The sequence below is a fragment of the Curtobacterium sp. MCJR17_020 genome (assembly GCF_003234365.2).
Classification (GTDB): Bacteria; Actinomycetota; Actinomycetes; order Actinomycetales; family Microbacteriaceae; genus Curtobacterium.
In genome coordinates, this window is record NZ_CP126260.1 from 925,367 (window position 1) to 949,335 (window position 23,969).

The window sequence follows — 23,969 nt, forward strand, 5'->3', positions numbered from 1 at the left end:
CGGGGACGGCGGACGGGAGGCCCGGTGCGGGTCAGGCGGCCGCGTCCGGTCGCGCGGTGCGCGCCCAGAACCAGGCCCCGATCGCGCCCGCCACGCAGGCCGCGCCGACCGCGCCGAGCAGCACCGGCGACGCGTGGGTCCCCGAGGGACCCGAGTAGACCGCGGCGGTGAGCGCGACCGCGACGACCGCCAGTGCTACGTACCGGCCACGCGAGGCCGTCAGGACCGCACTGCCGGCGGACCCGGCGAACGGCAGCAGTGTCGCGACGACGGCACCGACCCCGCCGACGCACAGGGTGATGGCGAACTCCGACGTCAACGCGGACCAGAAGCCCCCGCCCGCGGTCAGGCTGTGGAGCACCCACCCCGCGGTCGCGAGTCCGAGCAGCGCGACCGTCCGCCAGGTCGCGCTCCGGGCACCGGCGGCGATCCCGGAGCCGAGGCGCAGTGCGGCGGTGTCCAGGTCGGGGCGTCCCGACGGCACGAGCACCACCCCGACGATCAGGGCCGGGGAGAGATCCGCGGCCCGCGTGATCCCGCACGCCACGAGCGCCGCGAGCACCAGCCACGGGGACACCCGGAAGCCCACCGCACGGTGGTCGGGCCCGGCTGCCCACCGGGTCACGAGCACCACGGCCGCCGTGAGCACCGCGGTGCCGAGCAGCACGGCGATGGCGAGGCGGACGTAGCGGGCCTCGAGCGAGACGCCCACGCCGAGCAGCGTGCACAGGGCGGCGACGGCCACCGCGACCGTGATCGACACCCACGTCGGCAGCACGTCGTCCGACCCGGAGCGGTCCGAGCGCGGGCGGTTCCGCCCGAGCAGTCCGGCGAAGGGCGAGCGGATGCGCCCGCGGGCAGCGGCGGCGACCAGCGCGAGGGGTGCGGCGATCAGCAGGAGGAACCCGGCGGCGACGGCCGTGGCGATCAGGACGGTCCGCCACGAGAACGCGGCCTGGATCGTCGGAACGGTGCGGTCGTAGGCGGTGGCGGCGGTCCAGTCGCCCGCGGGGCCCGACCAGTCGGTGTGCCCGCCGCCGGAGCCCGCGGCCCCGGGGATGCTCGTGCCGGTCGGCTCGGTGCCGTCACCGGGCGCTGCCGCTGATCCGGGGCCGTCGTCGCCGGTGCCGTTCTCGCTGCCGCCCGCGTTCCCGGTGCCGGCCGGGGTCCCCGTGTCGCCGGGGGTCTGGCCGTCACCCGGTGCGGTCGTGGTGCCGGTGCCGGTAGAGCCGGTGCCGTTGGTCGGTGCGTCCCCGCCGGTGCCGGGGGTGCTGGGGATGCCGGGGGTTCCGTTCGGGGTGCCCGAGGTCGACCACACCGTGACCTGCACGGCAGCGGACGACCGTGAGTAGTTGCCGGCGGCGTCGTGCTGCGTCGCGGTGAGGTCGTGTCCGCCGGCGCGCAGCTGCGACCCCGCGGTGGAGCAGGACCAGGAACCGTTCGCAGTGACCTCGGCCCGGCAGACGGGTGCGCGGTCGACGTAGACGGTCACGTCGGCACCGGGTTCGCCGGTGCCGCGGACGACCGTGGCGCGCGAACCGACGCGGTCGCCGTCGTCGGGTGCGGTGATCCGCGGGGCCGCCGGTGCTGTGCGGTCGACCGTGATCCGCACCGGGGCCGAGGACGCACTGCGCAGGTCGGAGCGGTAGCCGCGCGCGGTGCTGGCGGTCTGCGAGGCGGTCACGGTGACGGTCGCGTCGGACCGCAGCGCGAGCGAGGTCACCCACCGACCGTCCGGGCCGACCGGGGCGGTCTGCTGCGTCGACGATCCGGAGACCGACAGCACCACGGTGGAACCGGGGAAGCCCGTGCCGGAGAGCGCGCCGCTGGTCGGGTGGTCGGACGCGATGGTCGGCGGCACGATGACGTCGGAGGCCGGGGCACTCGCGGGCGGCTGGCTCGGCGCGGTGACGTCCCGCACCGTGAAGACCTGCTGCGGACCCGACCGCACCGTACCGAGGCACGACCACGAACCGTTCGCCTGCACCTGGGCCGAGCACCCGGTCGAACCGGTCGACGCGGGGCCGGCGACGCGGACGACGTGCGCCGGGGTCCCGGTGCCGTGGAACCGGGCGGTGCTGCTCGTCACGTCCCCCGGGTCGGCGATGGTCGGTGCGACGGGCGGTCTCCCGGTGGACGCGGGCGGGGGCGTGGGGGTGCCGGGCCGACCGCTGCTCGGCGGACCCACGAGTTCGCCCGGTGCGGGGGTCGCGGTGCTGGCGGCGCTGACGCGTTCGGTCTCCGCGGAGTTCGACTGTCCGGGGTTCGCGGCACCGGCGAACGCGGGGGCGGCTGCCGCCGCCAGCAGCGCCGCGGCGAGGACCGCTGTGGCCGAGGCGAGCGCGACGAACCGGGTACGACGACGAGGGCCGTCGCCCCCGACGGCCCGGTCGTCCACGTTGTCCCCTCGCGTGCTCACCGGCTCCATCCCACGTGATGTGGGCCGCTGGGTCAATACACCTCGCGGATGATGTCCCGCATCCGGTCGTGTTCGCCCCGCAGCCCGAACGCCCGGTGTGCGTGACTCGGGAATCGCCCGTGAACCCTGGCGGTCGACGCGAGCACTGCGGACGCGTCGGTAGACTTCACGACGGCCGTTCAGGCCACGCAGCACCGCGGATCCGAACGCGAGAAGGAGCACCCACGCATGGACACCGGACTCGTCACGACGCTGATCGTCGTCGGAGTGGTGGTGGTGATCCTGGTCATCATCGGGATCTACCTCTGGGTGACGTACAACTCGCTCGTCACGCTCAAGGTCCGCGTGGACGAGGCCTGGAGCGACATCTCGGTGCAGCTGAAGCGGCGCGCCGACCTGATCCCGACCATCGTCGACACGGTCAAGGGGTACGCCACCCACGAGAAGGCCGTCTTCGACGACGTCACCAAGGCGCGCTCCGAGACCTTGACGGCCGGTGACGCCGGCACGGCCTCCGCGGCCGAGGGGCACATGCAGAAGGCGCTGAAGAGCGTGTTCGCGGTCGCCGAGGGGTACCCGCAGCTGCAGTCGAGCCAGAACTTCCTGCAGTTGCAGACGGAGCTCGTCGACACCGAGGACAAGATCCAGTCCGCCCGGCGCTTCTACAACGGCGGCGTGCGCGAGCTGAACACGAAGATCCGGGTCTTCCCGAACTCCACGTTCGCCAAGCGGCGGGGCTTCGCCGAGGCGACGTTCTTCGAGACCGCCGAGCCGGCAGCCATCGCCGAGCCGCCGCGCGTCCAGTTCTGACCCCAGCCTCGCAGCTGCCGTGTACAGCGCCATCGCGCGGAACAAGCGCAACACCGTCGTCATCGTCCTGGTCTTCCTGCTGATCATCGGCGCGCTCGGGTTCCTGGGCGGCTACCTTGCGGGGAACGTCTCGATCGGCGTCATCGTGCTCGCGGTCGCCCTGGGCTACGCGGTGCTGCAGTACTTCTTCGCCGCTCGGCAGGCGACCGCCATCGCCGGCGGCATCGAGATCGACCGCACCTCCGAACCACGGCTCTGGCGGACGGTCGAGAACCTCGCGATCTCGACCGGCATGCCGATGCCCCGGGTCTACGTCATCCAGGACCCGTCGCCGAACGCCTTCGCCACCGGGCGCGACCCGGAGCACGCCGTGGTCGCGGCGACGACCGGGCTGCTCCAGATCATGGACGACCAGGAGCTCCAGGGCGTGATGGCCCACGAACTCGGGCACGTCCGCAACTACGACATCCGGGTGTCGACGATGGTGTTCGGGCTGGTGGTCGCCGTCGGCCTGATCGCCGACGTGCTCCTGCGCATCTCGATCTTCAGCGGGCTGTCCGGCGGTCGGAACCGCAACTCGGACAACGGCGGCGGCGCGAACCCGGTGCTGCTCATCGCCGGCATCGTGGCCGTCGTCGTGGCGCCGATCGCCGCGGCGGGCGTGCAGGCCGCGGTGTCCCGGCAGCGCGAGTACCTCGCCGACGCCACCGGTGCGATGACGACCCGCCACCCCGAGGGCCTCGCCCGGGCGCTCGAGAAGCTCGGCGCGTACGGCCGACCGATGCAGACGCAGAACTCGTCGATGGCCCACCTGTGGATCGCCGACCCGATGCGCCCCGGCGTGATGGACCGGCTGTTCTCGACGCACCCGCCGCTGCCGGACCGCATCGCACGCTTGCGGGCGAACGCCGACCGTTTCTGACGCCCGGTCAGGCCTCGACGGCGTCGAGCTGCTCCGTGGGTTCCGGGGCATCGGCGTCGTCGACGGCTTCGTGTGGGACCAGCGGGAGGCCGAGCGCCCCGGCGACCGCGGCCGCGGCGGTGCCCCGATCGGTGACCTCGACCTCGTCGAGTCCCTGCCAGGCGGCGGTGCGTCGGAGGGTCTCGGCCAGCCGCTCGGCATCGAGGTGCTCGCCGGCCTCCTGCCACGCGGTCCGGACCCGCAGCACGCTGCGCTGCCGGTCGCTCTTCAGGTCGATCCGGCCGACGAGGCGGTCGTCCTGCAGCACGGGCAGCACGTAGTACCCGAACACCCGCTTCGGTGCCGGTGTGTAGATCTCGATCCGGTAGTGGAACCCGTACATCCGCTCCGCCCGCCGGCGGAACCACACGACCGGGTCGAACGGGCTGAGCACCGCGTCGGCGGTCAGCTGCCGGGGCACCCGGGCATCGGGGTGGAGCCAGGCCCGCTCACCCCAGCCCTCGACCCGCACGGGCAGGAGCTCGCCGGCAGCGGTGAGCTCCGCGAGGGCGACGGCGGTGTCGTCCGACCGCAGTCGGTAGTAGTCGGCGATGTCCGCCCGGGTGCCGACACCGAGGGCGCGGGTGGCGTGCCGGACGAGTTCGAGCACTGCGGCGGCGCGCGGCGGTGCCGTCTCGAGGAAGCCGGCCGGCAGGACCTGCTCGGGCAGGGCGTACACGCGCTCGAAGCCCGACCGTCCGGCGCTCACGGCCTCGCCCCAGCGGAACATCTGCTCGAGCCCGAGTTTCACGTCGCTCCAGCCCCACCACGGACCACGGCGGACGTTCGACTCGTGCTCGACCGCGCTGGCCCGCATCGGCCCCTCGGCACGCAGGAGCGCGTGCAGCTCGCGTCGGACCCCGGCGGTGCGGGTGACGCCGTCGATCCGGGTCGGACCGGCGTCGCGCTCCCGCAGGGCGTCCATCCGCCAGCGGAACAGCCGCAGGTCGTCGCGCGGGATGAGGGCGGCTTCGTGCGCCCAGTACTCGGTGTAGGGCCCGGATCGACCGAGGGTCAGACGGTCGAGCGTGGGCCGGTCGTACGCCCCCAGCCGTGCGAAGAGCGGCAGGTAGTGGCTGCGCTCGAACACGTTCACCGAGTCGATCTGCAGCAGCCCGAGTCGGGCGAACGCAGCGTTCACCGCACGCGTCGAGACCTCCGTCGCCGGTGGCCGACCGAACCCCTGCGCGGCGAGGGCGACGCGGCGGGCTTCGGCGGCGGAGAGCGAGGACCTGACCATGTGCCGACGCTACCGAACCCCGCCGACAGCGCGGCGTCGGAACGTATGCCGTATCTGGAACGCGACGACGAGCGCATCGATAGGATCGGCCCATGGCCTGGGGAAAGAAGACACCGCACACGGATCCCGTCGTCGTCGATGACGCGGTGCCGCCCGGCATGCGGATCGCGGGTGCGTGGTCGTGGCGCATCCTCGTCGTGGTCGGCGTCGTCGCGGTGGTCATCTACCTGGTGACGCTGTTCAGCGAGATCCTCATCCCGTTCCTCATCGGCATCGTCGTCGCCGCGCTCCTGGTCCCGCTGTCGAACTGGATGCAGCGCCACCACGTGCCGAAGTGGCTCGCCGTCATCGTCAGCCTGGTCGGTGGACTCGCCGCCGTCGGGGCGCTCATCTGGCTCGTCGTCGACCAGATCGCCGCCGCGTACCCATCGCTCCGCGACCGCACCCTGTCGCAGTACGACAACATCCGCGACTTCGTGCTCAGCTCCGGGCTCGGGATCAGCCAGAAGGACCTGAACTCCTACCTCAACCAGGCGACCGACTGGCTGCAGAGCAACTCCGGCTCGATCCTGTCCGGGGTGGCCAGCGCGGGGTCGTCGCTGACGCACATCCTCACGGGCCTGTTCATCGTCATCTTCACCGTGATCTTCCTGCTCATCGACGGCAAGAACGTCTGGCGCTGGACGGTCCGGCTCTTCCCGAAGAACGCCCGCAGCGCGATCGACGGCGCCGGTGTCGCCGGCTGGACGACGTTGACGAGCTTCATCCGGGTGCAGATCTTCGTCGCGTTCGTCGACGCCGTCGGCATCGGCCTCGGTGCGTTCTTCCTGCAGCTGCCGCTCGTCGTGCCGATCGCGGTCTTCGTGTTCCTCGGGTCGTTCATCCCGGTCGTCGGCGCGATCGTCACCGGGTTCCTGGCGGTGTTCGTCGCACTCGTGTTCAACGGCCCGCTGGCGGCGGTCATCATGCTCGGCGTGATCCTCGTCGTGCAGCAGGTCGAAGGACACATCCTGCAGCCGCTCGTCATGGGCAACGCCGTCAAGGTGCACCCGCTCGCCGTCGTCCTCGGGGTCACCGCGGCCTCGGGTCTGGCCGGCATCGCGGGCGCGTTCTTCGCCGTCCCGCTCATCGCCACCGTCAACTCGATGGTCACGACCATCTCGAGCGGTCGGTGGAAGACGATGGACTCCGACCACGTGCGCGAGGCCAAGCAGGACGCGCACGACGAGAACGTCCGGACCAAGCGTCGGCGCAAGATCCTCAAGCTGCGCGCGCGCCGCGGTGACGTCCCGAAGCCCGGCACCGACGAGCAGCCGACCGCGGTCAAGGGGACGGCAGGCTGACGCTCGACGATCCCTCGTGTCACGGGTTCGCCGCGGACGCCCGGAACGACGATGATGGGGGAGTGACCGACACCAGCGCCCCCCAGCACACGCTCGCCGCGATCCCCACCCTCGCGGACATCGAGACGGCGCGGGAGACCATCTCGGGCGTCGCGCGCGTCACCCCGATGGAGACCTCGCAGTTCCTGGCCGAGCTGCTCGGTTCGCCGGTGCACCTGAAGTGCGAGAACCTGCAGCGCACCGGCGCCTACAAGGTCCGCGGTGCGTACAACCGCCTGTCGACCCTGTCCGAGGAACAGCGCTCCAAGGGCGTCGTCGCAGCCAGCGCCGGCAACCACGCCCAGGGGGTCGCTCTCGCCGCCCGCGAGCTCGGCATCCCGGCGACGATCTTCACCCCGGTCGGCGTCGCGCTGCCGAAGCTGCAGGCCACCCGCCACTACGGCGCCGAGGTCGTCCTGCGGGGCCACTCGGTGGAAGAAGCCCTGAGCGCCGCCAAGGACTTCGCCGCGCACACCGGCGCGGTCTTCATCCCGCCGTTCGACCACCCCGCCGTCATCGCCGGCCAGGGAACCCTCGGCCTCGAGATCATCGACCAGGTGCCCGACGTGGACACCGTCGTCGTGCCGATCGGCGGCGGCGGGGTCATCTCCGGCATCGCCCTCGCCGTCAAGGGCATGGCCGAGCGGCTCGGACGACCGATCAAGGTCATCGGGGTGCAGGCCGAGAACGCCGCTGCGTACCCGTCGTCGATCCGCGCAGGCGAGCCCGTCACGATCACGACGACACCGACGATCGCCGACGGCATCGCGGTCGCCCGCCCCGGCGACCTGAACTTCCCGATCATCCGCGACCTGGTCGACGACATCGTCACGGTCTCCGACGACGACACCGCCCGCGCCCTGCTCGTGCTGCTCGAGCGTGCGAAGCTCGTGGTCGAGGCCGCCGGAGCCGTCGGCGTCGCGGCGATCATGTCCGGCGCGGTCCGCGACACCGGGCGCACCGTCGTGCTGCTGTCCGGAGGCAACATCGACCCGCTCATGATGGAGCGTGTGATTACCCGCGGTCTTGTCGCCGCGTCGCGCTACATCGGCATCCGCATCATGCTGCCGGACCGTCCGGGCCAGCTCGCCCGGGTCGCCCAGGTGATCTCGGACGCCGGCGCGAACGTGGTCGAGGTCCTGCACACCCGCCACGGACAGGGCCTGGTCATCAACGAGGTGGCCCTCGACCTGTCGATCGAGGCGCGCGGCCCCGAGCACGCGCAGGAGGTCATCCAGCGCCTGCACGAGGTCGGCTTCCGCCCGGAGCTCCTCGAGCACTAGTCCTGCGACGATCCACGAGTCGTTCGACGCGTGTCCTGTCGCATCCGTGGTGCGCCCCGGCGAGCGGGGCCGTGGACGCGACCGACAGACGGACAGGAGGCCCGTGGCGGTGTCGCCCCGGGCCTCCTGTCCGTCGGTGGTGCTGCCTACGGCTCGTAGCGCTCGATCTTGACGACCTCGACCGCGATCTCCTTGCCGTTCGGCGCCGTGTAGGTGGCCTTGTCACCGGCCTTGAGGCCGACGATCGCCGCGCCGACGGGGCTGACCGGGCTGTAGACCGTCAGGTCGGAGCCCTCGGCGACGATCTCGCGGCTGCCGACCAGGAACGTCGACTCGTCGCCTGCGATGACCGCGGTGACGACGGTGCCGGGCTCGACCGTGCCGTCGAAGACGGCTTCGCTGACGGTGGCGTGCTTGAGGAGGTTCGTGAGGACGCGGATACGAGCCTCGATCTTGCCCTGCTCGTCCTTGGCGGCGTGGTAGCCGCCGTTCTCCTTGAGGTCGCCCTCTTCGCGAGCGGCCTCGATGCGGCGCGCGATCTCGGCACGGCCCTCGCCGCTCAGCTCGTCGAGCTCCGCCTGGAGACGGTCGTGTGCCTCCTGGGTCAGCCAGGTGACCTGCGTGTCGTTGCTCATCTTCTGTCCCTTCGACCATGAAAAACGAGACCGGCCGAGTGGTCGGTCTCGAGAGGCGAATCAGGACAGTCTAGGGAATCCAGCAGTCGTGGATCAAGCCGGTGACGCCACGGGTCGTGGTCGTCACCTCGGTGCTGACACTGCGGGTGCGCTGCTCGGACGGGGCGAGGGTGATCTCCTTCCAGCCGACGATCGAGTAGCTCTTGTCGAGGACCTGGACGGCGCACTTCGCCCGGACGCCCGGGTCGACGGAGACCTGCGAGTGCACGACCGTGCTGTGCTGGGAGAGGACCTCGTACCCCACGACGTCGTCGGTCAGGCCGCGGTCGGACTGGTCGAGACCCGCCCAGATCACCCAGGCGGCGAAGACCACGACCACGGCGATGGCGGCGGTGATCGCGACGGCCTTGCTGCGGCGCGCGCGGGCCGGGGTGCGGCCGTAGCGGTCGTCGAGGGTGGCGGTGTGGTGCTGTTCGGACAGTTCGGGGCTCCCGGGGTGATTATCCTGATCCCAGGGTAGTTCACGCGTCGCTGTGCACTTCCCGTCCTCGCTCGTCCTCCGCTCGCCCACGCTCACCCACGTGAGGAAGTCCCGTGCCGTACCGCTTGCTGGCCGTCCACGCCCACCCCGACGACGAGTCGAGCAAGGGGGCGGCGACCGCGGCGAAGTACGTGGCCGAGGGGCACGAGGTGCTGGTCGTGTCCTGCACCGGCGGAGAGGCCGGCGACATCCTCAACGAGCAGCTCGGCGAACCCGCGACGAGCCGCGCGCACCGCGACATGGCCGGGTACCGCCGCGGTGAGATGGCCGCCGCGCAGGCGGCCCTCGGCATCGACCACCTGTGGCTCGGTTACCACGACTCCGGGCTGCCCGACGCTGACAAGGGCGAGACCGTCCGACCCGGCACGTTCTCGACCGTGCCGCTCGAGTACAGCACCGAGGCGCTCGTCCGGGTGATCCGCCGGTTCCGTCCGCACGTGCTCGTCACCTACGACGAGAACGGTGGCTACCCGCACCCCGACCACATCCGCACGCACGAGGTGTCCGTCGCCGCGTGGAGCGCCGCGGCCGACCCCGCTGCGTACCCCGCGGCCGGCGAACCGTGGTCGATCGCGAAGCTCTACTACGAGCGCACGATGAACCCGCGCCGCTTCCGGACGATCTTCGAGGCGCTGCAGGACCGCGACCCGGACAGCCCCGCGATCGAGCAGCTGCGCGAATGGGTCGAACGGTTCGCCGACCGGCCCGACCTCGCCACCACGCACGTCGACGTGCACGAGTACTTCGACCAGCGCGACGCCGCGCTCCGTGCCCATGCCAGCCAGGTGGCACCGGACAGTGCGTTCTTCTACTGGCCGAACGACCTCCTGGCCACGGTGTGGCCGACCGAGGACTACCAGCTCGTGGAGGCCCGCGTGCCGACCGAGCTCCCGGAGACCGATCTGTTCGCCGGGATCCCTGCCGACAAGGAACCGACCCCGTGAGCTCCATCGCGGCGGCACTCGCCGCCACCCCCAGTCCCAGCCCCAGCGTCGTGCCGGACGTGAACGTCACCCCCGGTGTCGTCGGGTTCATCGCCATCGCGCTCGTGGCTGTCGCGACGATCGTGCTGGTCGTCGACATGACCCGGCGCATCCGGCGGACGCGCTACCGGTCGGAGATCCGCGAGCGCCTCGAGGCGGAGGCGAACGGCACCGCCGTCGACGGTCCGGCGACGGACGAGTCGGAGCGTCGTGCGGCCGAGGACGGCCGGGCCGACGTCGGGGACGACACCGAGCGCGGTTGACGCGACCGCACGGCGGACGGAAGGCCCGGTGCCAGCTGGCACCGGGCCTCCCGTCCGTCAGCGCACCGGGTCCAGGGCGACGATGAGCACGCCGACCCACTGCGCGCCGAAGGCCACGACCGTCAGGGCGTGGAACACCTCGTGGAAGCCGAACTGGGTGGGCACCGGGTTCGGCCGCTTGAAGCCGTAGACCAGCGCGCCGACGATGTAGGCGACGCCCCCGGACAGGATGAGCACGGTCATCGGGACGCTCGCCGCGAAGAACTGCGGCAGCAGCCCGAGCGCCGCGCACCCGAGCACCAGGTAGATCGGCACGTACAGCCACCGGGGCGCGTTGATCCACAGCACCCGGAACGCGATGCCGAGGGCGGCGCCGGACCACATCACCCAGAGCACGACCACCATCAGGGTGTGCGGCAGGGCGCAGATCGCGATCGGCGTGTAGGTGCCGGCGATGAGCAGCAGGATGTTCGTGTGGTCGATGCGCTTGAGCACCGCCTTGACGGTCGGTCCCCACGGGAACCGGTGGTACGTCGCGGAGACCCCGAACATGGCCAGCGACGTCGCCATGAACACCGCACTGCCGACCTTCGCCGCGGTGCTGTCCGCCAGGGCGATGAGGACGATGCCCATCGCGATGGCGAACGGGAACGCGCCGAGGTGGATCCACCCGCGCCAGGCGGGGCGGGTGTCCTCCGTGGTCGTCGCGGCTTCTTCGGTGAACGGGACGTGGGGGAGGGTGGCGGTCTCGTGCTCGTCCTGCATGTGCCGACTGTAAGCCCCGTGCCCGAACGGATGCCACGAGTCCTCGGGGAGCCGCACTCGGGACGCTCCGACCGACGGTGCACTACGCTCGGTGCGTGACCGGCAGGGTGGGATGGGCAGGACGAGGGATCCTCTACCGCGCCTACCAGAGCCGCATCCGCCGCCAGATCGAGGGCAGCGCGAAGCCGAAGCACGTCGCCATGATCGTCGACGGCAACCGTCGGTGGGCGAAGCAGCTCGGGCTCGAGTCCGCCGCGCACGGCCACCGCGCCGGCGCCGCGAAGATCCCCGAGTTCCTGACCTGGTGCGACGAGCTCGGCATCGAGGTCGTGACGCTCTACCTGCTCTCCGCCGACAACCTCACCGGGCGCGCCGGAGCGGAACTCAGCGAGCTCGTCGGCATCATCGGCGACCTGGCCGGGGTCCTCGCCGGCACCACGGACTGGCGCGTCCAGCACGTCGGGTCGAACGAGGGCCTGCCCGACTCGCTCGTGTCCGCGCTCGCGCAGGCCGAGGAGCGCACCGCCGGTCGGACCGGACTCCACATCAACCTGGCCGTCGGGTACGGCGGACGCCGCGAGATCGCCGACGCCATGCGCAGCATCGTGGAGTCGCACGGCGCGGGTGGCGGCACGATCGACACCCTGGCCGAGGTCCTGACCCCGGAGCTCATCGGCGACCACCTGTACACGCAGGGCCAGCCCGACCCCGACCTCGTGATCCGCACCTCGGGCGAGCAGCGGCTGTCCGACTTCATGCTGTGGCAGAGCGCGCACAGCGAGTTCTACTTCGTCGAGGCGCTCTACCCCGACCTGCGCGAGGTCGACTTCCTGCGCGCCGTCCGCGACTTCGGCCTCCGCTCGCGACGCTTCGGCGGCTGACCGACGGTCGCGGCCAGCGCCGCGCACTCAGTGGCCACGTCCCGCGTCGCGTCGGCCGCGGCAGCCCCGTCCCAGTAGGCTCTCAGGGTTCGACACTGTGAAAGGTGCACCCCTGTGAACATCGACGAGTACGCCGCCGGCTTCTCCGAGGACCCCGGCTACCTCGACCACGCTGCGTTCGGCCCCGTGCAGACCGCCGTGCTCGAGGAGCAGCGCGTGCTCGGCACGATCCAGGAGCACATGCGCTTCGGCGCCATGGAGACCCTCGACGAGCAGGACGCCCGAGTCCGCACGGTCGCCGCCCGCTTGGTCGGTCGCCGCGAGGACCAGGTCGTCTCGCAGACCGCCACCACTCCCGGCCTGCTGCACACCGCCTTCGGCCTGACCGGCGGTGTGCTGGTGTCGGCCGACGAGTACCCCTCGCTGCCGCTCGCACTGGCGAGCGCCGCCTCGGCGACCGGCGGCCGCGTCCAGCCCGTCGTCATCGAGTCCGGTGCCGGGTGGATGACGCCCTCGCTCATCCAGGAGCGCCTGACCGACGACGTGACGGCCGTGGCGGTGTCGCTGGTCGACTGGCGGACCGGCTACCTGGCCGACCTCGCCGGCATCCGCGAGGTCATCGGCGACCGCCTGCTGATCCTCGACGCGATCCAGGGCTTCGGGGTCGTCGACGCCCCGTACGAGATCGCGGACGTCGTCGCGACCGGCGGCCAGAAATGGCTGCACGCCGGCTGGGGCACGGGCTTCACCGCCTTCAGCGACCGTGCCCTGAACCGCCTGCGTCCGGCCCTGTCCGGCCCGCACGGCACCACCGGCTGGCCCGTGGACGTCCCCGCCGTGCGCCCCGGTGCCGCCGGGTACCAGATGACCCGCATCGACCCCATCGCGCAGGCCCGCCTCGCGGTGTCGCTGGACCGGCTGACCGCCGTCGGTGTCGCCGCCGTGCAGGAGCGCGTGACCGAGCGCGTCGAGCGCGTGTTCGCGATCGCGGACGAGTTCGGGCTCGAGGTCGAGTCCAGCCGCGACCCGCGCGAGCGCGCCGGAATCGTCGTGCTGCGGCCGGCCGAGGGGCGCCTCACCGCGCTGTCCGCGGCACTGCACAACCACGGTGTGACCGCGACGACGCGGCTCGGCGTCGCGCGGGTGTCGGTGTTCGCCTCGACCACCGACGAGACGCTGGACATGTTCCGGGACGCCTGCGTCTCGTACGCCACGCTGCAGTAGCGCGCGCCCAACAGGCGGACGGGAGGCCCGTGGCGGCGCCGCCACGGGCCTCCCGTCCGGCGGCCGGCCGCGTCGACTGCCGGAGTCACGTTGTTCACGTGACCGTAACGCCGGAATCCGCGTGTCGCTGGCGGGGTGTCGGAGGCCGGACGTACGTTGTCCCCATCGGGCACCGCGCCCGATCGAAGCGGCCACAGTCGGTGCTTCGGGACCCGCTCCACGGCCGCGTTCGAGGACATGGACCGGGCTGCTCGCGGCCCGGGGATGGAGTGGTCGTGACCTCTCAGAACGTCTCTCGCGGAACCCAGCACCAGCACACCGCGGACTCGTCCACATCGGTCGCCCAGCGCACGTACGTGCTCGACACATCGGTGCTCCTCAGCGATCCGCGGGCGTTGTTCCGCTTCGCCGAGCACGCGGTGGTCCTGCCCGTGGTGGTCGTCAGCGAACTCGAGTCGAAGCGCAACGACCCGGAGATCGGGTACTTCGCCCGGCAGGCCCTGCGGCTGCTGGACGAGATGCGCATCGAACACGAACGGCTCGACTTCCCGATCGCGCTCGGTGACGGCGGTTCCTTCCGCGTCGAGCTGAACCACTCCAACCAGTCCGTCCTGCCGTCCGGGCTGCAGCTCGGCGACAACGACTCCCGCATCCTCGCCGTCGCCTCGAACCTGCAGAACGACGGGCTCGACGTGGTCGTCGTGTCGAAGGACCTGCCCCTGCGCGTCAAGGCGTCATCGATCGGCATGGCGGCAGAGGAGTACCGCGCCGAGCTCGCGGTCGACTCCGGCTACACCGGCATCGCCGACCTGCAGGTGTCCGGCGAGCAGATGGCCGACCTGTACGAGAAGGAGGAGATCCGCTCCGTCCAGCTCGACGGCGTGCCGGTCAACACCGGTGTCGTCATCCACTCCGAGCGCGGTTCGGCCCTCGGTCGCGTGCACACGGCCGGTTCCGTCGCCCTGGTCCGGGGCGATCGGGAGGTCTTCGGGCTGCGCGGCCGGTCCGCCGAGCAGCGGCTCGCGATCGACGCCCTGCTCGACTCCGAGATCGGCATCGTGTCCCTGGGTGGCAGCGCCGGCACGGGGAAGTCCGCGTTGGCCCTGTGCGCCGGGCTCGAAGCGGTCCTCGAACGACAGCAGCACAAGAAGATCATGGTGTTCCGGCCGCTGTACGCCGTGGGCGGCCAGGACCTCGGGTTCCTGCCCGGCGACGCCGGCGAGAAGATGAACCCGTGGGCGCAGGCGGTCTACGACACCCTCGGGTCGGTGGTGTCCGACAACGTCCTCGACGAGGTCGTCGAACGCGGCTTGATCGAGGTACTCCCGCTCACGCACATCCGCGGTCGGTCCCTGCACGACGCGTTCGTGATCGTCGACGAGGCCCAGTCACTCGAACGGAACGTGCTGCTCACGATGCTCTCCCGCATCGGGCAGAACTCCCGCGTGGTGCTCACCCACGACGTCGCGCAGCGCGACAACCTGCGGGTCGGACGGCACGACGGCATCGCGAGCGTCATCGAGCGGCTCAAGGGCCACCCGCTGTTCGCCCACGTCACGCTGACCCGGTCGGAGCGCTCCGCGATCGCCGCCCTCGTGACGGACCTGCTGGACTCGCCCGACCTGGTGTAGGTCCGTCGGCCGAGACTCGGCCTGAGCGACAGTTCTCGCGCGCACCGGCGCGAGAACTGTCGCTCACCGCGAGACTTGCCCGCGGCAGGAGCTCAGTTCGGGTGGGTCATGGACAGGACGTCCAGTGCCGCGTCGAGCTGCTCCTCGGTGACCTCGCCACGCTCGACGTGTCCGAGCGCCACGACGGCCTGGCGGACGGTGATGCCCTCGGCGACGGCGTACTTCGCGACCTTGGCGGCGGCCTCGTAGCCGATGACCCGGTTGAGCGGGGTGACGATCGACGGCGACGACTCGGCGAAGGCCCGGGCGCGCTCGAGGTTCGCCTGCAGCCCGTCGATGGTCTTGTCGGCCAGCACCCGCGAGCTGTTCGCCAGCAGGCGGATCGACTCGAGCAGCGCCGTCCCCATCACGGGGATCGCGACGTTGAGCTCGAACGCACCGGACGCACCGGCCCAGGCGATGGTGGCGTCGTTGCCGATGACCCGCGCGCCCACCATCAGGGTGGCCTCGGGGATGACCGGGTTGACCTTGCCGGGCATGATCGACGAGCCCGGCTGCAGGTCGGGGATGTGCAGTTCGCCGAGCCCGGTGTTCGGGCCGGACCCCATCCAGCGCAGGTCGTTGTTGATCTTCGTCAGGCTGACCGCGAGCACCTTGAGCGCCCCGGAGGCCTCGACCAGTGCGTCGCGCGCGCCCTGGGCCTCGAAGTGGTCGACGGCCTCGGTGATCGGCAGGTCGGTGTCGCTCGCGAGCTGGGCGATGACCCGCTGCGGGAAGCCCTTCGGGGTGTTGATGCCGGTGCCGACGGCGGTGCCGCCGAGCGGGACCTCGGCGACGCGGGGGAGCGTCGCGGTGACCCGCTCGATGCCCAGGCGGATCTGGCGTGCGTAGCCGCCGAACTCCTGGCCGAGGGTGACCGGGGTGGCGTCCATCAGGTGCGTGCGGCCGGACTTCACGGCGTCGGCCCACAGTGTGGCCTTGGCCTCGAGGGACTCGGCGAGGTGCTCGAGCGCCGGGACGAGCGAGCGCAGCAGGGCTTCGGTCACGGCGACGTGCACCGAGGTCGGGAACACGTCGTTCGACGACTGCGAGGCGTTGACGTGGTCGTTCGGGTGCACCGCGGTGCCGCCGATGTCCGACGCCAGCGTGGCCAGGACCTCGTTCATGTTCATGTTCGACGAGGTGCCGCTGCCGGTCTGGTACACGTCGACGGGGAACTGGTCGTGGTGCTGCCCACCGATGATCAGGTCTGCGGCGCCGGCGATGGCATCGGCGACGGCGGGCTCGACGATGCCGAGGTCGCCGTTCACGATGGCCGCGGCGCGCTTGATGCGGGCGAGCGCCACGATCTGGGCCGACTCGAGCCCGGTGCCCGAGATGGGGAAGTTCTCGACCGCGCGCTGGGTCTGGGCGCGGTACAACGCCGACTTCGGCACCCGCACCTCGCCCATGGTGTCGTGCTCGATGCGGAACTCGGTCTCGGTGGTGTCGGTCACGTCGTCGTGGTCCTTCCTGGGGTGCTCGCCGGACGCGGTCGCGTCGGGGGACTGCGCCGGCGCACGAGGTCTCCGTGGGTCACGGAACCGGCGCCGGGCGTCTCGTTCGACTGTACCGGTGCGACGGATGTGGGACGTGCGGGTGCGGCGCCGAGGGGGCGTCAGGCGTTGCCGACCACCGTGTCGATGGTGACCTCGCCCGTGCCGAGGTCGTAGGTCGCGCCGACGACGGCCAGCCGGCCCTCGGCGATCGCGTCGGAGACGGCACCGGAGCGCTCGAGCACCTGGCGGAGCGTGGCCTCGAGGTGGGCGGCGCCGATCGCCTCCTGCGGGAGCTCGGCGTCGGTGGCACGGACCTTCTCGACGCTCGGGGCGATGGCGTCGACCAGGGCCTGCAGGTGCGGCGCGGGGACCGGCTCACCCGAGCGAGCGGCGGCGACGGCACCGCACCGGGTGTGGCGCAGGACGACGACGAGCGGGGTGCCGAGCGCGACGACCGCGAACTCGATCGACCCGAGCACGACGTCGTCGACGATCTGCCCGGCGTTGCGGATGGCGAAGAGGTCACCGATGCCCGCGTCGAACACGTGCTCGAACGGCACGCGCGAGTCGGAGCAGCCGAGGACGGTCGCGAACGGCGCCTGCGACCCCTGGAGCTCGGTGCGGCGGTCGGGGTCCGTGCGGCCCATGCGGCGCTTGTCGGCGGCGAAGCGGGCGTTGCCGTCGACGAGCAGGCGCAGGGCGTCGGACGGGGTGGAGGCGGCGCGGTCGGGCATGGGGCTCCTCGGATCGGGTCGGATCAGTTCGAGTGGTCGGGCTGCGGGGTGGCCGGCAGGATTCGTCCGGCGGTCGCTACTGGGAGAACTGCTTCGTCACGGCCGTGGCCACGGTGCGGTACGACGAGTCGTCGGCGGTGCCGGAGAGCACGATCGTGTTGGTGCCGAACGTCGACACGAGCGAGTACGCGTGGTTGCCGGCGTCGGAGCCCTCGGCCCGTCGGTCGTAGACGGTCCACTTCGTGCCGTCGATGACGCGCGTGCCGGTCGACGGGCGCTGGTCGAGCTGGTTCGACACCCACGAGCCGTTGGCGTCCACGCCCTGCTGCAGGCTGAGGTACTGCTTGTCCGGCGTCACGAACCCGACGGTCCAGACGTCGACGTCGTCCGAGGTCTTGTCGGAGAAGTCGGCGCGGTTCGACGTGAAGCCGCTCGGCAGGTCGGGGGCGGCGAGGGTGACGTCGCCGACGTGGGCGTCGGCCGCGATCTGCTGGTAGTCCACGGTGCGGTCGACCGTGGTGTTCGGACGCACGACCACGGCGACGAGGAACAGCACGATGCCGAGCGACGCGATGAGCGCGATCACGAGGTTGAAGGCCGTCTGGTGCTGGCGGCGAGCGGTCCGTGCGGCGTCCTTGCGTGCCCAGGTCTCCTCTGCCGTCTCGGGTCGGCCGAGCTCGGCGACGATCGGGCGACCGTTCGCGTCGGTCATCGGGCGGAGCCGTCCTCGGCGCTGCTGGCCGCACGGGCCGCGTCGAGCCGAGCCCGGGCGCCGACGAGCCACTCTTCGCAGCGGGCGGCCAGGGCTTCGCCGCGCTCCCAGAGCGACAGCGAGCGCTCGAGGGTCGCGGAGCCCTGTTCGAGCTCGCTCACGACGCGCACGAGTTCGTCGCGGGCCGCTTCGTAGCTCAGCGACTGGACGTCGGTCTGCTCGGGTTCCTGCTGGGATGGCACGACTCGATCCTACCGAGGGTCCACCGACTGACCGACGTGCCCGCTGCGCCTGGGGAGAACACCGGCCGGTAGGGTCGCGCCATGACGGATCTCCCCGAGGGCGTGGACTGGTACCCGGCACCGGACGGACCGAGCGCGGAGCGCGACGGGCTGCCGGACCGCCCCTCGCTCGCGGTCGTCCTGCCCGGGGGCGGGTACGGCATGCACGCTCCGCACGAGGGGGAGGGGTACGCCCGCTGGCTGAACGGGATCGGCATCGACGCGGTCGTGTTCGCGTACCCGCTCGCCCCGCACCGCCACCCGGACGCCGTGGTGGCGACCCGCGCGCTCGTCCGCGACCTGCGTGCCGGACGCTGGGCGGGCCTCCCGTCCGACCCGCGGATCGTCGTGATCGGTTCGTCGGCAGGCGGGCACCTGGCGGCCCTCGTGTCGAACGCACCGACGCCGGCCGAGCGCGCCGTGTCGGACGTCGACGACCGACCCGACCTGACGGTGCTCTGCTACCCGGTGACGTCGATGACGGACCACCCGCACGTCGGCAGCGCCGACAACCTGCTCGGACCGGGCGCGAGCGTCCGCGAGCGGTCCGCGGTGGACGCGGACCTGCTCGTCGACGACCGGACCCCGCCGACCTTCCTGTGGCACACGGCCGAGGACGAGCACGTGCCGGTGACGCACTCGCTGTCCTACGCTCACGCGCTGGCGCGGCACGGGGTGCCGTTCGACCTGCACGTGTTCGAGCGCGGGGTGCACGGCATCGGGCTCGCCGAGGGCCTCGGGCCGGCCGAGGCGTGGAGCACGCTGGCGACGACCTGGCTGCGCGACCGCGGCTGGTGATGACCAGGCCGTCGGCGACCCCGACGCGTCAGGCGGCCGAACCCGACCCGTCCGAACCCGACCCGTCCGAACCCGACCCGGCTGAACCCGACCCGTCCGGACCCGGCCCGTCCGGTTCGAGCGTTCCGGTCGCCGTCCCCGCGCCGAGCGTGACGTGCACCGGCGTCTGCCCGGTCAGGTCGTCGGACGACCGCACCACGCCGCCGTCGGCCCGCTGCACGATCGCGTAGCCGCGGCGCAGGGTGTCGCGCGGCGACAGCGCACGGAGCCTGGCGGTCAGGTGCCCGACCTCGGAGTGGCCCCGCTCGAGCCGACGGTCGAGCAGCTCCCGCGACCGGGAGAGGTCACGAGCGACCTCTTCCGCACGGGTGTCGACGAGCCACGCCGTCGACGCGAGCGCCGGGCGCGACCGGAGTGCGGCGATCCGGTCGGCCTCGACCGCGAGCGTCTGCGACAACCGCAGGCCGATGCGGGCACGGGCCTGCCGGACGTTCGCGAGCTCTTCCGCGACGTCGGGCACGACGCGCTTGGCGGCGTCGGTGGGGGTCGAGGCGCGGAGGTCCGCGACCTCGTCGAGGATGGGACGGTCGGCCTCGTGCCCGATGGCCGACACGATCGGGGTGCTCGCCGCTGCTGCTGCGCGGACGAGTCCTTCGTCGCTGAAGCCGAGCAGGTTCTGGAAGTCGCCGCCACCGCGGGCGATGATGATGACGTCGACCGTCGGGTCGGCGTCGAGCTCGAGGATCGCCGCCGTGACCTCGCCCACGGTGCGCTCGCCCTGCACCGCGGTGTGGACGGTGCGGAACTCGACCTGCGGCCACCGGAGCTGCGCGTTGCGCTTGACGTCCTTCTCGGCGTCGGAGTCCTTGCCGGTGATCAGGCCGATGCGGTGCGGCAGGAACGGCAGCCGCTTCTTGCGTGCGGGGTCGAACAGTCCCTCTTCGCCCAGGGTGCGGCGCAGGCGTTCGAGGCGTTCGAGCAGGTCACCGAGGCCGACGTGCTTCATCTCGACGACCTGCATGGTCAGCGAGCCGCCCTTGACCCAGTAGTTCGGCTTGACCGCCGCGACGACCCGGTCGCCCTGCTTGATGTCCGCCGGCACCCGGGACCGCACGCTCGACCAGATCGAGAACGACACCGTCGCATCGACCTCGACGTCCTTGAGCTTGCCGTAGACGTTGCCGCCCGCGACGTTCCACTGCGTGATCTCGCCCTCGATCCACGCGGTGCCGAGGCGGTCGATCCAGTCGCGGAGCTTCGCGCCGAGGAGCGCTACCGGCCACGGGTTGTCGGCCGTCGGCGGGCCCTGTTCGATCGCCATGTCGCTCCTTCTCGTGCGGGACGTCCATCGTGCCCGACACCGGTGACAGCGGGCGAGCGGTGGGTTCTCCACCGACGGTGCCCGCGCCCAGGTCGCGTGCGTCCCGCTCACCTATCATCGGGGACGTGACGATCACCAACGGCCACACGGTCCCGCTCGCCCCTCCGCGTGTGCACGCGGCGCGTGGGCGACTGCGTGACGAGCCGGTCGCCGGTCCGAAGAAGGTGCTGCTCGCGGCACCACGCGGCTACTGCGCCGGGGTCGACCGAGCGGTGGTCGCGGTCGAGAAGGCGCTCGAGCAGTACGGCGAGCCCGTCTACGTCCGCAAGCAGATCGTCCACAACGTCCACGTCGTGTCGACGCTCGAGCAGCGCGGTGCGGTGTTCGTCGACGACGTCGCCGAGGTCCCGCGTGGTTCGCACGTCGTCTTCAGCGCCCACGGCGTCTCGCCGGCCGTCGTCGCCGGCGCTGCCGACCGCGACCTGCACGCCATCGACGCCACCTGCCCCCTGGTCACCAAGGTCCACCGCGAGGCCACCCGGTTCGCCAAGGCGGAGCGCACCATCATCCTGATCGGGCACACCGGTCACGAAGAGGTCGAGGGCACGATGGGACACGCCCCCGACCGCACGATCCTGGTCAACGGGCCGGACGACGTCGCCGCGCTCGACGTCCCCGACCCCGACAACCTCGTCTGGCTGTCGCAGACCACGCTGAGCGTCGACGAGACGATGGAGACCGTCCGCCTGCTGCGCGAGAAGTACCCCACGATCGCGAACCCGCCGTCCGACGACATCTGCTACGCCACCCAGAACCGCCAGGTCGCGATCAAGAAGGTCGCCCCGGGCACCGACCTGGTGATCGTCGTCGGCTCCGCGAACTCGTCGAACAGCGTCCGTCTGGTCGAGGTCGCCCTGGAGCACGGCGCGAAGGCCGCGCACCGCGTCGACTACGCCGAGGAGATCCGCCAGGAGTGGCTCGACGGTGTCGCCACCGTCGGCGTCACGAGCGGAGCGTCCGTCCCCGAAGAGCTCGTCGCCGAGGTCCTCGAACAACTCGCCGACGCCGGGTACGGCGCCGTGGAAGAAGTCGTGACCGCACACGAAGACCTGATGTTCTCGCTCCCCAAGGAGCTCCGCACCGACGCGTCGGGCAACCCGACGCGCGCGCTCGGCGGGCGTCGGGCATGAGCGGCGCGGACGGCTGGGGCTCGGTGCCGCAGCGCGAGCCGGGTCACGTCGACGACACGGCAGCGGCCGGCCAGGAGGCCCGGGGCACGTCCCCGACGACGGCCGCCGGTGCCGCGAGCGGCCGGGTCAACGGCCGACCCGCCCCCGCGTACGGCGAGTACGCACCCGAGGGATGGGTCAACCCGGTCCTGGCCGAGCAGGAACGTCAGGAGCGCGAGCAGCAGGAGCGCGACCGTCGCCAGCAGGCGGCGAGCCAGGCCGGGCAGGACGGCGCGACCGCGTACCGGTCGGGTGCCGGAGCGCCGACCGGTACCGTGCCTCCAGGCCGACCCGGCGCAGCCGGAGACCCGACCACGGGCGGGCCGCAGCGTTCCGCGTCGACGAGTCGGTTCGGCCGCACGCCCGCCGACTTCGTCCTGACGGTCGGGCTGCTCGCCTTCGGACTCATCTCCGTGGTGCAGTCCCTCGCGGTGACCAACGTCGCGTCGACGGTGCGTCGGACCCTCGAGACGCAGTACACGGCGCTGAACGACCCGAGTGCACTGAGCGGTGCCGCGATCATCGGTGCGATCACGAACGTCGTGGTCTTCGCGCTCGTGGCGTGGTGGTCGATCCGCCGGCTCCGGGCACGCAAGCGCACGTTCTGGGTGCCGATCGTCGGCGCGGTCGTGGCCACGTTCGTGAGCACCATCGCGTTCGTCGTCGTGGTGTTCCAGGACCCGCAGTTCGTCGAGTTCATGATGCGCCAGGCCGGCGCCTGACCTCCTGGTCTCCTGACCGCCTGACCGCCTGACCGCCTGACCGCCTGACCGCCTGACCGCCTGACCGCCGGGCTGCTCGCGGCGCCGGCATCCGCGCGTCGAGTGGTCGCAACACCCCGCGGCCCCGCCGTCGAGCGGTCACGAAGTGTCGTCCGGCACCGGCGCGACCGACAGTTCGTGACCACTCGGCCCTGCGCGCGCGGGGAGTCGTGACCACCCCAGCCCGTGGACGCCGGCCAGGGTTCAGCCGGGGGGGTCAGCCGGCCAGGGTTCAGCCGGCCAGGAACGCCGCGACGGCGCCGTGCAGTGAGGCCAGGTCCTCGACGTGCACGAGCTCGCGGATCGAGTGCATCGACAGCAGTCCGACGCCGATGTCGATCGTCGGGATCCCGAGCCGGGTCGCCGCGATCGGGCCGATGGTCGAGCCACCGGGGATCGTGTTCACGTTGACGAACGGCTGCCATGGCACCCCAGCCGTGTCGCACGCGGCGGCCCAGACGGCCTCGCCCTTCGCCTCGGTCATGTAGCGCTGGTTCGCGCTGATCTTCAGCAGCGGACCGGCACCGGGGCGCGGACGGTTCGTCGGGTCGTGCTTCTCGGGCTGGTTCGGGTGCACCAGGTGGCCGGCGTCGCTCGACAGCAGCCACGAGGCGCGGAACGCCCGGGCGGCCTCGGAGCGGGTGGTGCCGAGGCCCTCCTGCACGCGGCCGAGGACGTCCTCGAGGAACGGGCCACCGGCACCGGACGGGGTCGAGGAACCGATCTCCTCGTGGTCGAACGCCGCGAACACGGGGATGTGGTCGCCGTCGACCGGGGCGTCCACGATGCCGCGGAGTCCGGCGTGCACGCTCGTCAGGTTGTCCATCCGGCCCGACGCGAGGAACTCGCGGTCGATGCCGATGCGGGCGGGGGCCTGGGTGTCGGCGAGGAAGAGGTCCCACGACACGGCATCGGCTCCGAGTCGAGCGCGCAACCACTCCACGACCGAGGTCCCTCCGGCGTCGCCGTCCACGCCGACGATCGGCAGGGTGTGGCGCTGGCGGTCGATCTCCTTGCCGTCGTTCACCCCGCGGTCGAGGTGGATCGCGAGGTTCGGGATGCGGGCGACGGCGTCGGTGCTCACCAGCCGGACGCTGCCGTCGGCGTCGACGACCCGGCCGGCGATGCGCAGGTCGCGGTCGAACCACGTGGACAGGAGCGCGCCGCCGTAGACCTCGACGTTCAGCTGCTCCCACCCGCCGGTGCGGACTCCGGGGTTCGGCTTGATGCGGAACCCGGGGGAGTCGGTGTGTGCGCCGAGGATCCGGAACGGCGTCGTCGCCGTTGCACCCTCCGGCAGGCGCCACGCGATGACCGCGCCGTCGCGGACCACCACGTACGCGCCGGGTTCGGTCGGCCAGGCGTCGAGCTCGGACAGCCCGGTGAACCCGGCTGCGACGAGGCGGTCGCGCGCAGCCACTGCCGCATGGAACGCGGTGGGCGACTCGGTGACGAACTGGGCGAACTCGGAGGCGATGGCGTCGACGGTCACCCGCCCATCGTGGCATGCGGTGGAGGCGACCGGACGCAGAACGGGGCACGTCCGTCGGACGCGCCCCGTTCCTCCTGGCAGCTGC

23 protein-coding genes are annotated in these 23,969 nt (G+C 71.9%); 12 read left to right on the top strand and 11 right to left on the bottom strand.

Annotated elements, in window-relative coordinates; genetic code table 11:
* Window positions 1-31: 31 nt before the first annotated feature.
* A complete protein-coding gene (locus DEJ14_RS04460) occupies window positions 32-2,419 on the bottom strand; it encodes an Ig-like domain-containing protein (RefSeq protein WP_146249713.1) in 2,388 nt (795 codons plus the stop codon).
* 228 nt (window positions 2,420-2,647) lie between these two features.
* Between DEJ14_RS04460 and DEJ14_RS04465 the strand changes: the two genes are divergently transcribed.
* Both DEJ14_RS04465 and DEJ14_RS04470 read left to right on the top strand, forming a co-directional pair.
* Window positions 2,648-3,229 carry a LemA family protein gene (locus DEJ14_RS04465; protein ID WP_111084820.1) on the top strand — a complete coding sequence of 194 codons (582 nt, stop codon included), beginning with the start codon at window positions 2,648-2,650 and terminating at the stop codon, window positions 3,227-3,229.
* Between the two features lie 19 nt (window positions 3,230-3,248).
* Window positions 3,249-4,151 (top strand): M48 family metalloprotease, encoded by a 903-nt coding sequence (locus DEJ14_RS04470; RefSeq protein WP_111084819.1) that lies wholly within the window; start codon window positions 3,249-3,251, stop codon window positions 4,149-4,151.
* Between the two features lie 7 nt (window positions 4,152-4,158).
* Here the strand turns inward: DEJ14_RS04470 and DEJ14_RS04475 are convergent, their stop codons facing one another.
* Window positions 4,159-5,430 (bottom strand): winged helix-turn-helix domain-containing protein, encoded by a 1,272-nt coding sequence (locus DEJ14_RS04475; RefSeq protein ID WP_111084818.1) that lies wholly within the window; start codon window positions 5,428-5,430, stop codon window positions 4,159-4,161.
* 92 nt (window positions 5,431-5,522) lie between these two features.
* Between DEJ14_RS04475 and DEJ14_RS04480 the strand changes: the two genes are divergently transcribed.
* Both DEJ14_RS04480 and ilvA read left to right on the top strand, forming a co-directional pair.
* Window positions 5,523-6,773, top strand: a complete 1,251-nt coding sequence (locus DEJ14_RS04480; RefSeq protein WP_111084817.1) for an AI-2E family transporter — start codon at window positions 5,523-5,525, stop codon at window positions 6,771-6,773.
* Between the two features lie 62 nt (window positions 6,774-6,835).
* Entirely contained in the window at window positions 6,836-8,095 is a 1,260-nt protein-coding gene (gene ilvA / locus DEJ14_RS04485) for a threonine ammonia-lyase (RefSeq protein WP_111084816.1), read from the top strand.
* Window positions 8,096-8,241: 146 nt separating this feature from the next.
* Here the strand turns inward: ilvA and greA are convergent, their stop codons facing one another.
* Window positions 8,242-8,730: a transcription elongation factor GreA gene (gene greA, locus DEJ14_RS04490; protein ID WP_111084815.1), complete on the bottom strand. Its 489-nt coding sequence runs from the start codon at window positions 8,728-8,730 to the stop codon at window positions 8,242-8,244.
* 70 nt (window positions 8,731-8,800) lie between these two features.
* Entirely contained in the window at window positions 8,801-9,301 is a 501-nt protein-coding gene (locus DEJ14_RS04495) for a DUF4307 domain-containing protein (RefSeq protein ID WP_159574203.1), read from the bottom strand.
* 23 nt (window positions 9,302-9,324) lie between these two features.
* Between DEJ14_RS04495 and mca the strand changes: the two genes are divergently transcribed.
* Window positions 9,325-10,215, top strand: coding sequence for a mycothiol conjugate amidase Mca (gene mca / locus DEJ14_RS04500; protein WP_111084813.1), 891 nt, complete (start codon window positions 9,325-9,327; stop codon window positions 10,213-10,215).
* A complete protein-coding gene (locus DEJ14_RS04505) occupies window positions 10,212-10,517 on the top strand; it encodes a hypothetical protein (RefSeq protein ID WP_111084812.1) in 306 nt (101 codons plus the stop codon). The genes mca and DEJ14_RS04505 overlap by 4 nt, the downstream gene beginning before the upstream one ends.
* A gap of 57 nt (window positions 10,518-10,574) precedes the next feature.
* Here the strand turns inward: DEJ14_RS04505 and trhA are convergent, their stop codons facing one another.
* Window positions 10,575-11,282 (bottom strand): PAQR family membrane homeostasis protein TrhA, encoded by a 708-nt coding sequence (gene trhA / locus DEJ14_RS04510; RefSeq protein WP_111084811.1) that lies wholly within the window; start codon window positions 11,280-11,282, stop codon window positions 10,575-10,577.
* Between the two features lie 95 nt (window positions 11,283-11,377).
* On the opposite strand from trhA, the gene DEJ14_RS04515 reads away from it, so the two are divergent.
* The 3 genes from DEJ14_RS04515 (at window position 11,378) to phoH2 (ending at window position 15,018) form a co-directional block, all read left to right on the top strand.
* Window positions 11,378-12,163 carry an isoprenyl transferase gene (locus DEJ14_RS04515; RefSeq protein WP_111084810.1) on the top strand — a complete coding sequence of 262 codons (786 nt, stop codon included), beginning with the start codon at window positions 11,378-11,380 and terminating at the stop codon, window positions 12,161-12,163.
* 114 nt (window positions 12,164-12,277) lie between these two features.
* The gene (locus tag DEJ14_RS04520; RefSeq protein ID WP_111084809.1) at window positions 12,278-13,387 is read left to right on the top strand and encodes an aminotransferase class V-fold PLP-dependent enzyme; all 1,110 of its coding nucleotides are present in this window, start codon (window positions 12,278-12,280) and stop codon (window positions 13,385-13,387) included.
* Between the two features lie 269 nt (window positions 13,388-13,656).
* The gene (phoH2, locus tag DEJ14_RS04525) at window positions 13,657-15,018 is read left to right on the top strand and encodes an RNA 5'-3' helicase PhoH2 (protein WP_181437469.1); all 1,362 of its coding nucleotides are present in this window, start codon (window positions 13,657-13,659) and stop codon (window positions 15,016-15,018) included.
* 92 nt (window positions 15,019-15,110) lie between these two features.
* Here phoH2 and DEJ14_RS04530 read toward each other — a convergent pair whose 3' ends face one another.
* The 4 genes from DEJ14_RS04530 to DEJ14_RS04545 all read right to left on the bottom strand — a co-directional run bounded on the left by DEJ14_RS04530 (window position 15,111) and on the right by DEJ14_RS04545 (window position 18,244).
* Window positions 15,111-16,514, bottom strand: coding sequence for a class II fumarate hydratase (locus DEJ14_RS04530; RefSeq protein WP_111084808.1), 1,404 nt, complete (start codon window positions 16,512-16,514; stop codon window positions 15,111-15,113).
* 161 nt (window positions 16,515-16,675) lie between these two features.
* A complete protein-coding gene (locus DEJ14_RS04535; RefSeq protein WP_111084807.1) occupies window positions 16,676-17,290 on the bottom strand; it encodes a carbonic anhydrase in 615 nt (204 codons plus the stop codon).
* A gap of 76 nt (window positions 17,291-17,366) precedes the next feature.
* Entirely contained in the window at window positions 17,367-18,002 is a 636-nt protein-coding gene (locus tag DEJ14_RS04540) for a DUF4245 domain-containing protein (RefSeq protein ID WP_111084806.1), read from the bottom strand.
* Window positions 17,999-18,244, bottom strand: coding sequence for an exodeoxyribonuclease VII small subunit (locus DEJ14_RS04545; RefSeq protein ID WP_111084805.1), 246 nt, complete (start codon window positions 18,242-18,244; stop codon window positions 17,999-18,001). The genes DEJ14_RS04540 and DEJ14_RS04545 overlap by 4 nt, the downstream gene beginning before the upstream one ends.
* 81 nt (window positions 18,245-18,325) lie before the next feature.
* Here DEJ14_RS04545 and DEJ14_RS04550 point away from each other — a divergent pair, with 81 nt between their 5' ends.
* Window positions 18,326-19,081 (top strand): alpha/beta hydrolase, encoded by a 756-nt coding sequence (locus DEJ14_RS04550; protein ID WP_111084804.1) that lies wholly within the window; start codon window positions 18,326-18,328, stop codon window positions 19,079-19,081.
* 28 nt (window positions 19,082-19,109) lie between these two features.
* Here the strand turns inward: DEJ14_RS04550 and xseA are convergent, their stop codons facing one another.
* Window positions 19,110-20,402, bottom strand: coding sequence for an exodeoxyribonuclease VII large subunit (gene xseA, locus DEJ14_RS04555; protein ID WP_111084803.1), 1,293 nt, complete (start codon window positions 20,400-20,402; stop codon window positions 19,110-19,112).
* Between the two features lie 125 nt (window positions 20,403-20,527).
* Between xseA and DEJ14_RS04560 the strand changes: the two genes are divergently transcribed.
* Together DEJ14_RS04560 and DEJ14_RS04565 are read left to right on the top strand one after the other, a co-directional pair.
* Entirely contained in the window at window positions 20,528-21,592 is a 1,065-nt protein-coding gene (locus tag DEJ14_RS04560) for a 4-hydroxy-3-methylbut-2-enyl diphosphate reductase (protein ID WP_374102062.1), read from the top strand.
* The gene (locus DEJ14_RS04565; protein ID WP_111084802.1) at window positions 21,589-22,353 is read left to right on the top strand and encodes a DUF6264 family protein; all 765 of its coding nucleotides are present in this window, start codon (window positions 21,589-21,591) and stop codon (window positions 22,351-22,353) included. Before DEJ14_RS04560 ends, DEJ14_RS04565 begins: the two co-directional genes overlap by 4 nt.
* Window positions 22,354-22,624: 271 nt before the next feature.
* Here the strand turns inward: DEJ14_RS04565 and DEJ14_RS04570 are convergent, their stop codons facing one another.
* Window positions 22,625-23,884: a M18 family aminopeptidase gene (locus DEJ14_RS04570; protein WP_111084801.1), complete on the bottom strand. Its 1,260-nt coding sequence runs from the start codon at window positions 23,882-23,884 to the stop codon at window positions 22,625-22,627.
* Window positions 23,885-23,969: the final 85 nt, after the last annotated feature.

Coding starts and splice junctions, on each gene's coding strand:
- DEJ14_RS04465 (WP_111084820.1), top strand. CDS start 2,648: ATGGACACCGGACTCGTCACGACGCTGATCGTCGTCGGAGTGGTGGTG.
- DEJ14_RS04475 (WP_111084818.1), bottom strand. CDS start 5,430: ATGGTCAGGTCCTCGCTCTCCGCCGCCGAAGCCCGCCGCGTCGCCCTC.
- DEJ14_RS04480 (WP_111084817.1), top strand. CDS start 5,523: ATGGCCTGGGGAAAGAAGACACCGCACACGGATCCCGTCGTCGTCGAT.
- greA (WP_111084815.1), bottom strand. CDS start 8,730: ATGAGCAACGACACGCAGGTCACCTGGCTGACCCAGGAGGCACACGAC.
- trhA (WP_111084811.1), bottom strand. CDS start 11,282: ATGCAGGACGAGCACGAGACCGCCACCCTCCCCCACGTCCCGTTCACC.
- DEJ14_RS04535 (WP_111084807.1), bottom strand. CDS start 17,290: ATGCCCGACCGCGCCGCCTCCACCCCGTCCGACGCCCTGCGCCTGCTC.
- DEJ14_RS04540 (WP_111084806.1), bottom strand. CDS start 18,002: ATGACCGACGCGAACGGTCGCCCGATCGTCGCCGAGCTCGGCCGACCC.
- DEJ14_RS04550 (WP_111084804.1), top strand. CDS start 18,326: ATGACGGATCTCCCCGAGGGCGTGGACTGGTACCCGGCACCGGACGGA.
- xseA (WP_111084803.1), bottom strand. CDS start 20,402: ATGGCGATCGAACAGGGCCCGCCGACGGCCGACAACCCGTGGCCGGTA.
- DEJ14_RS04565 (WP_111084802.1), top strand. CDS start 21,589: ATGAGCGGCGCGGACGGCTGGGGCTCGGTGCCGCAGCGCGAGCCGGGT.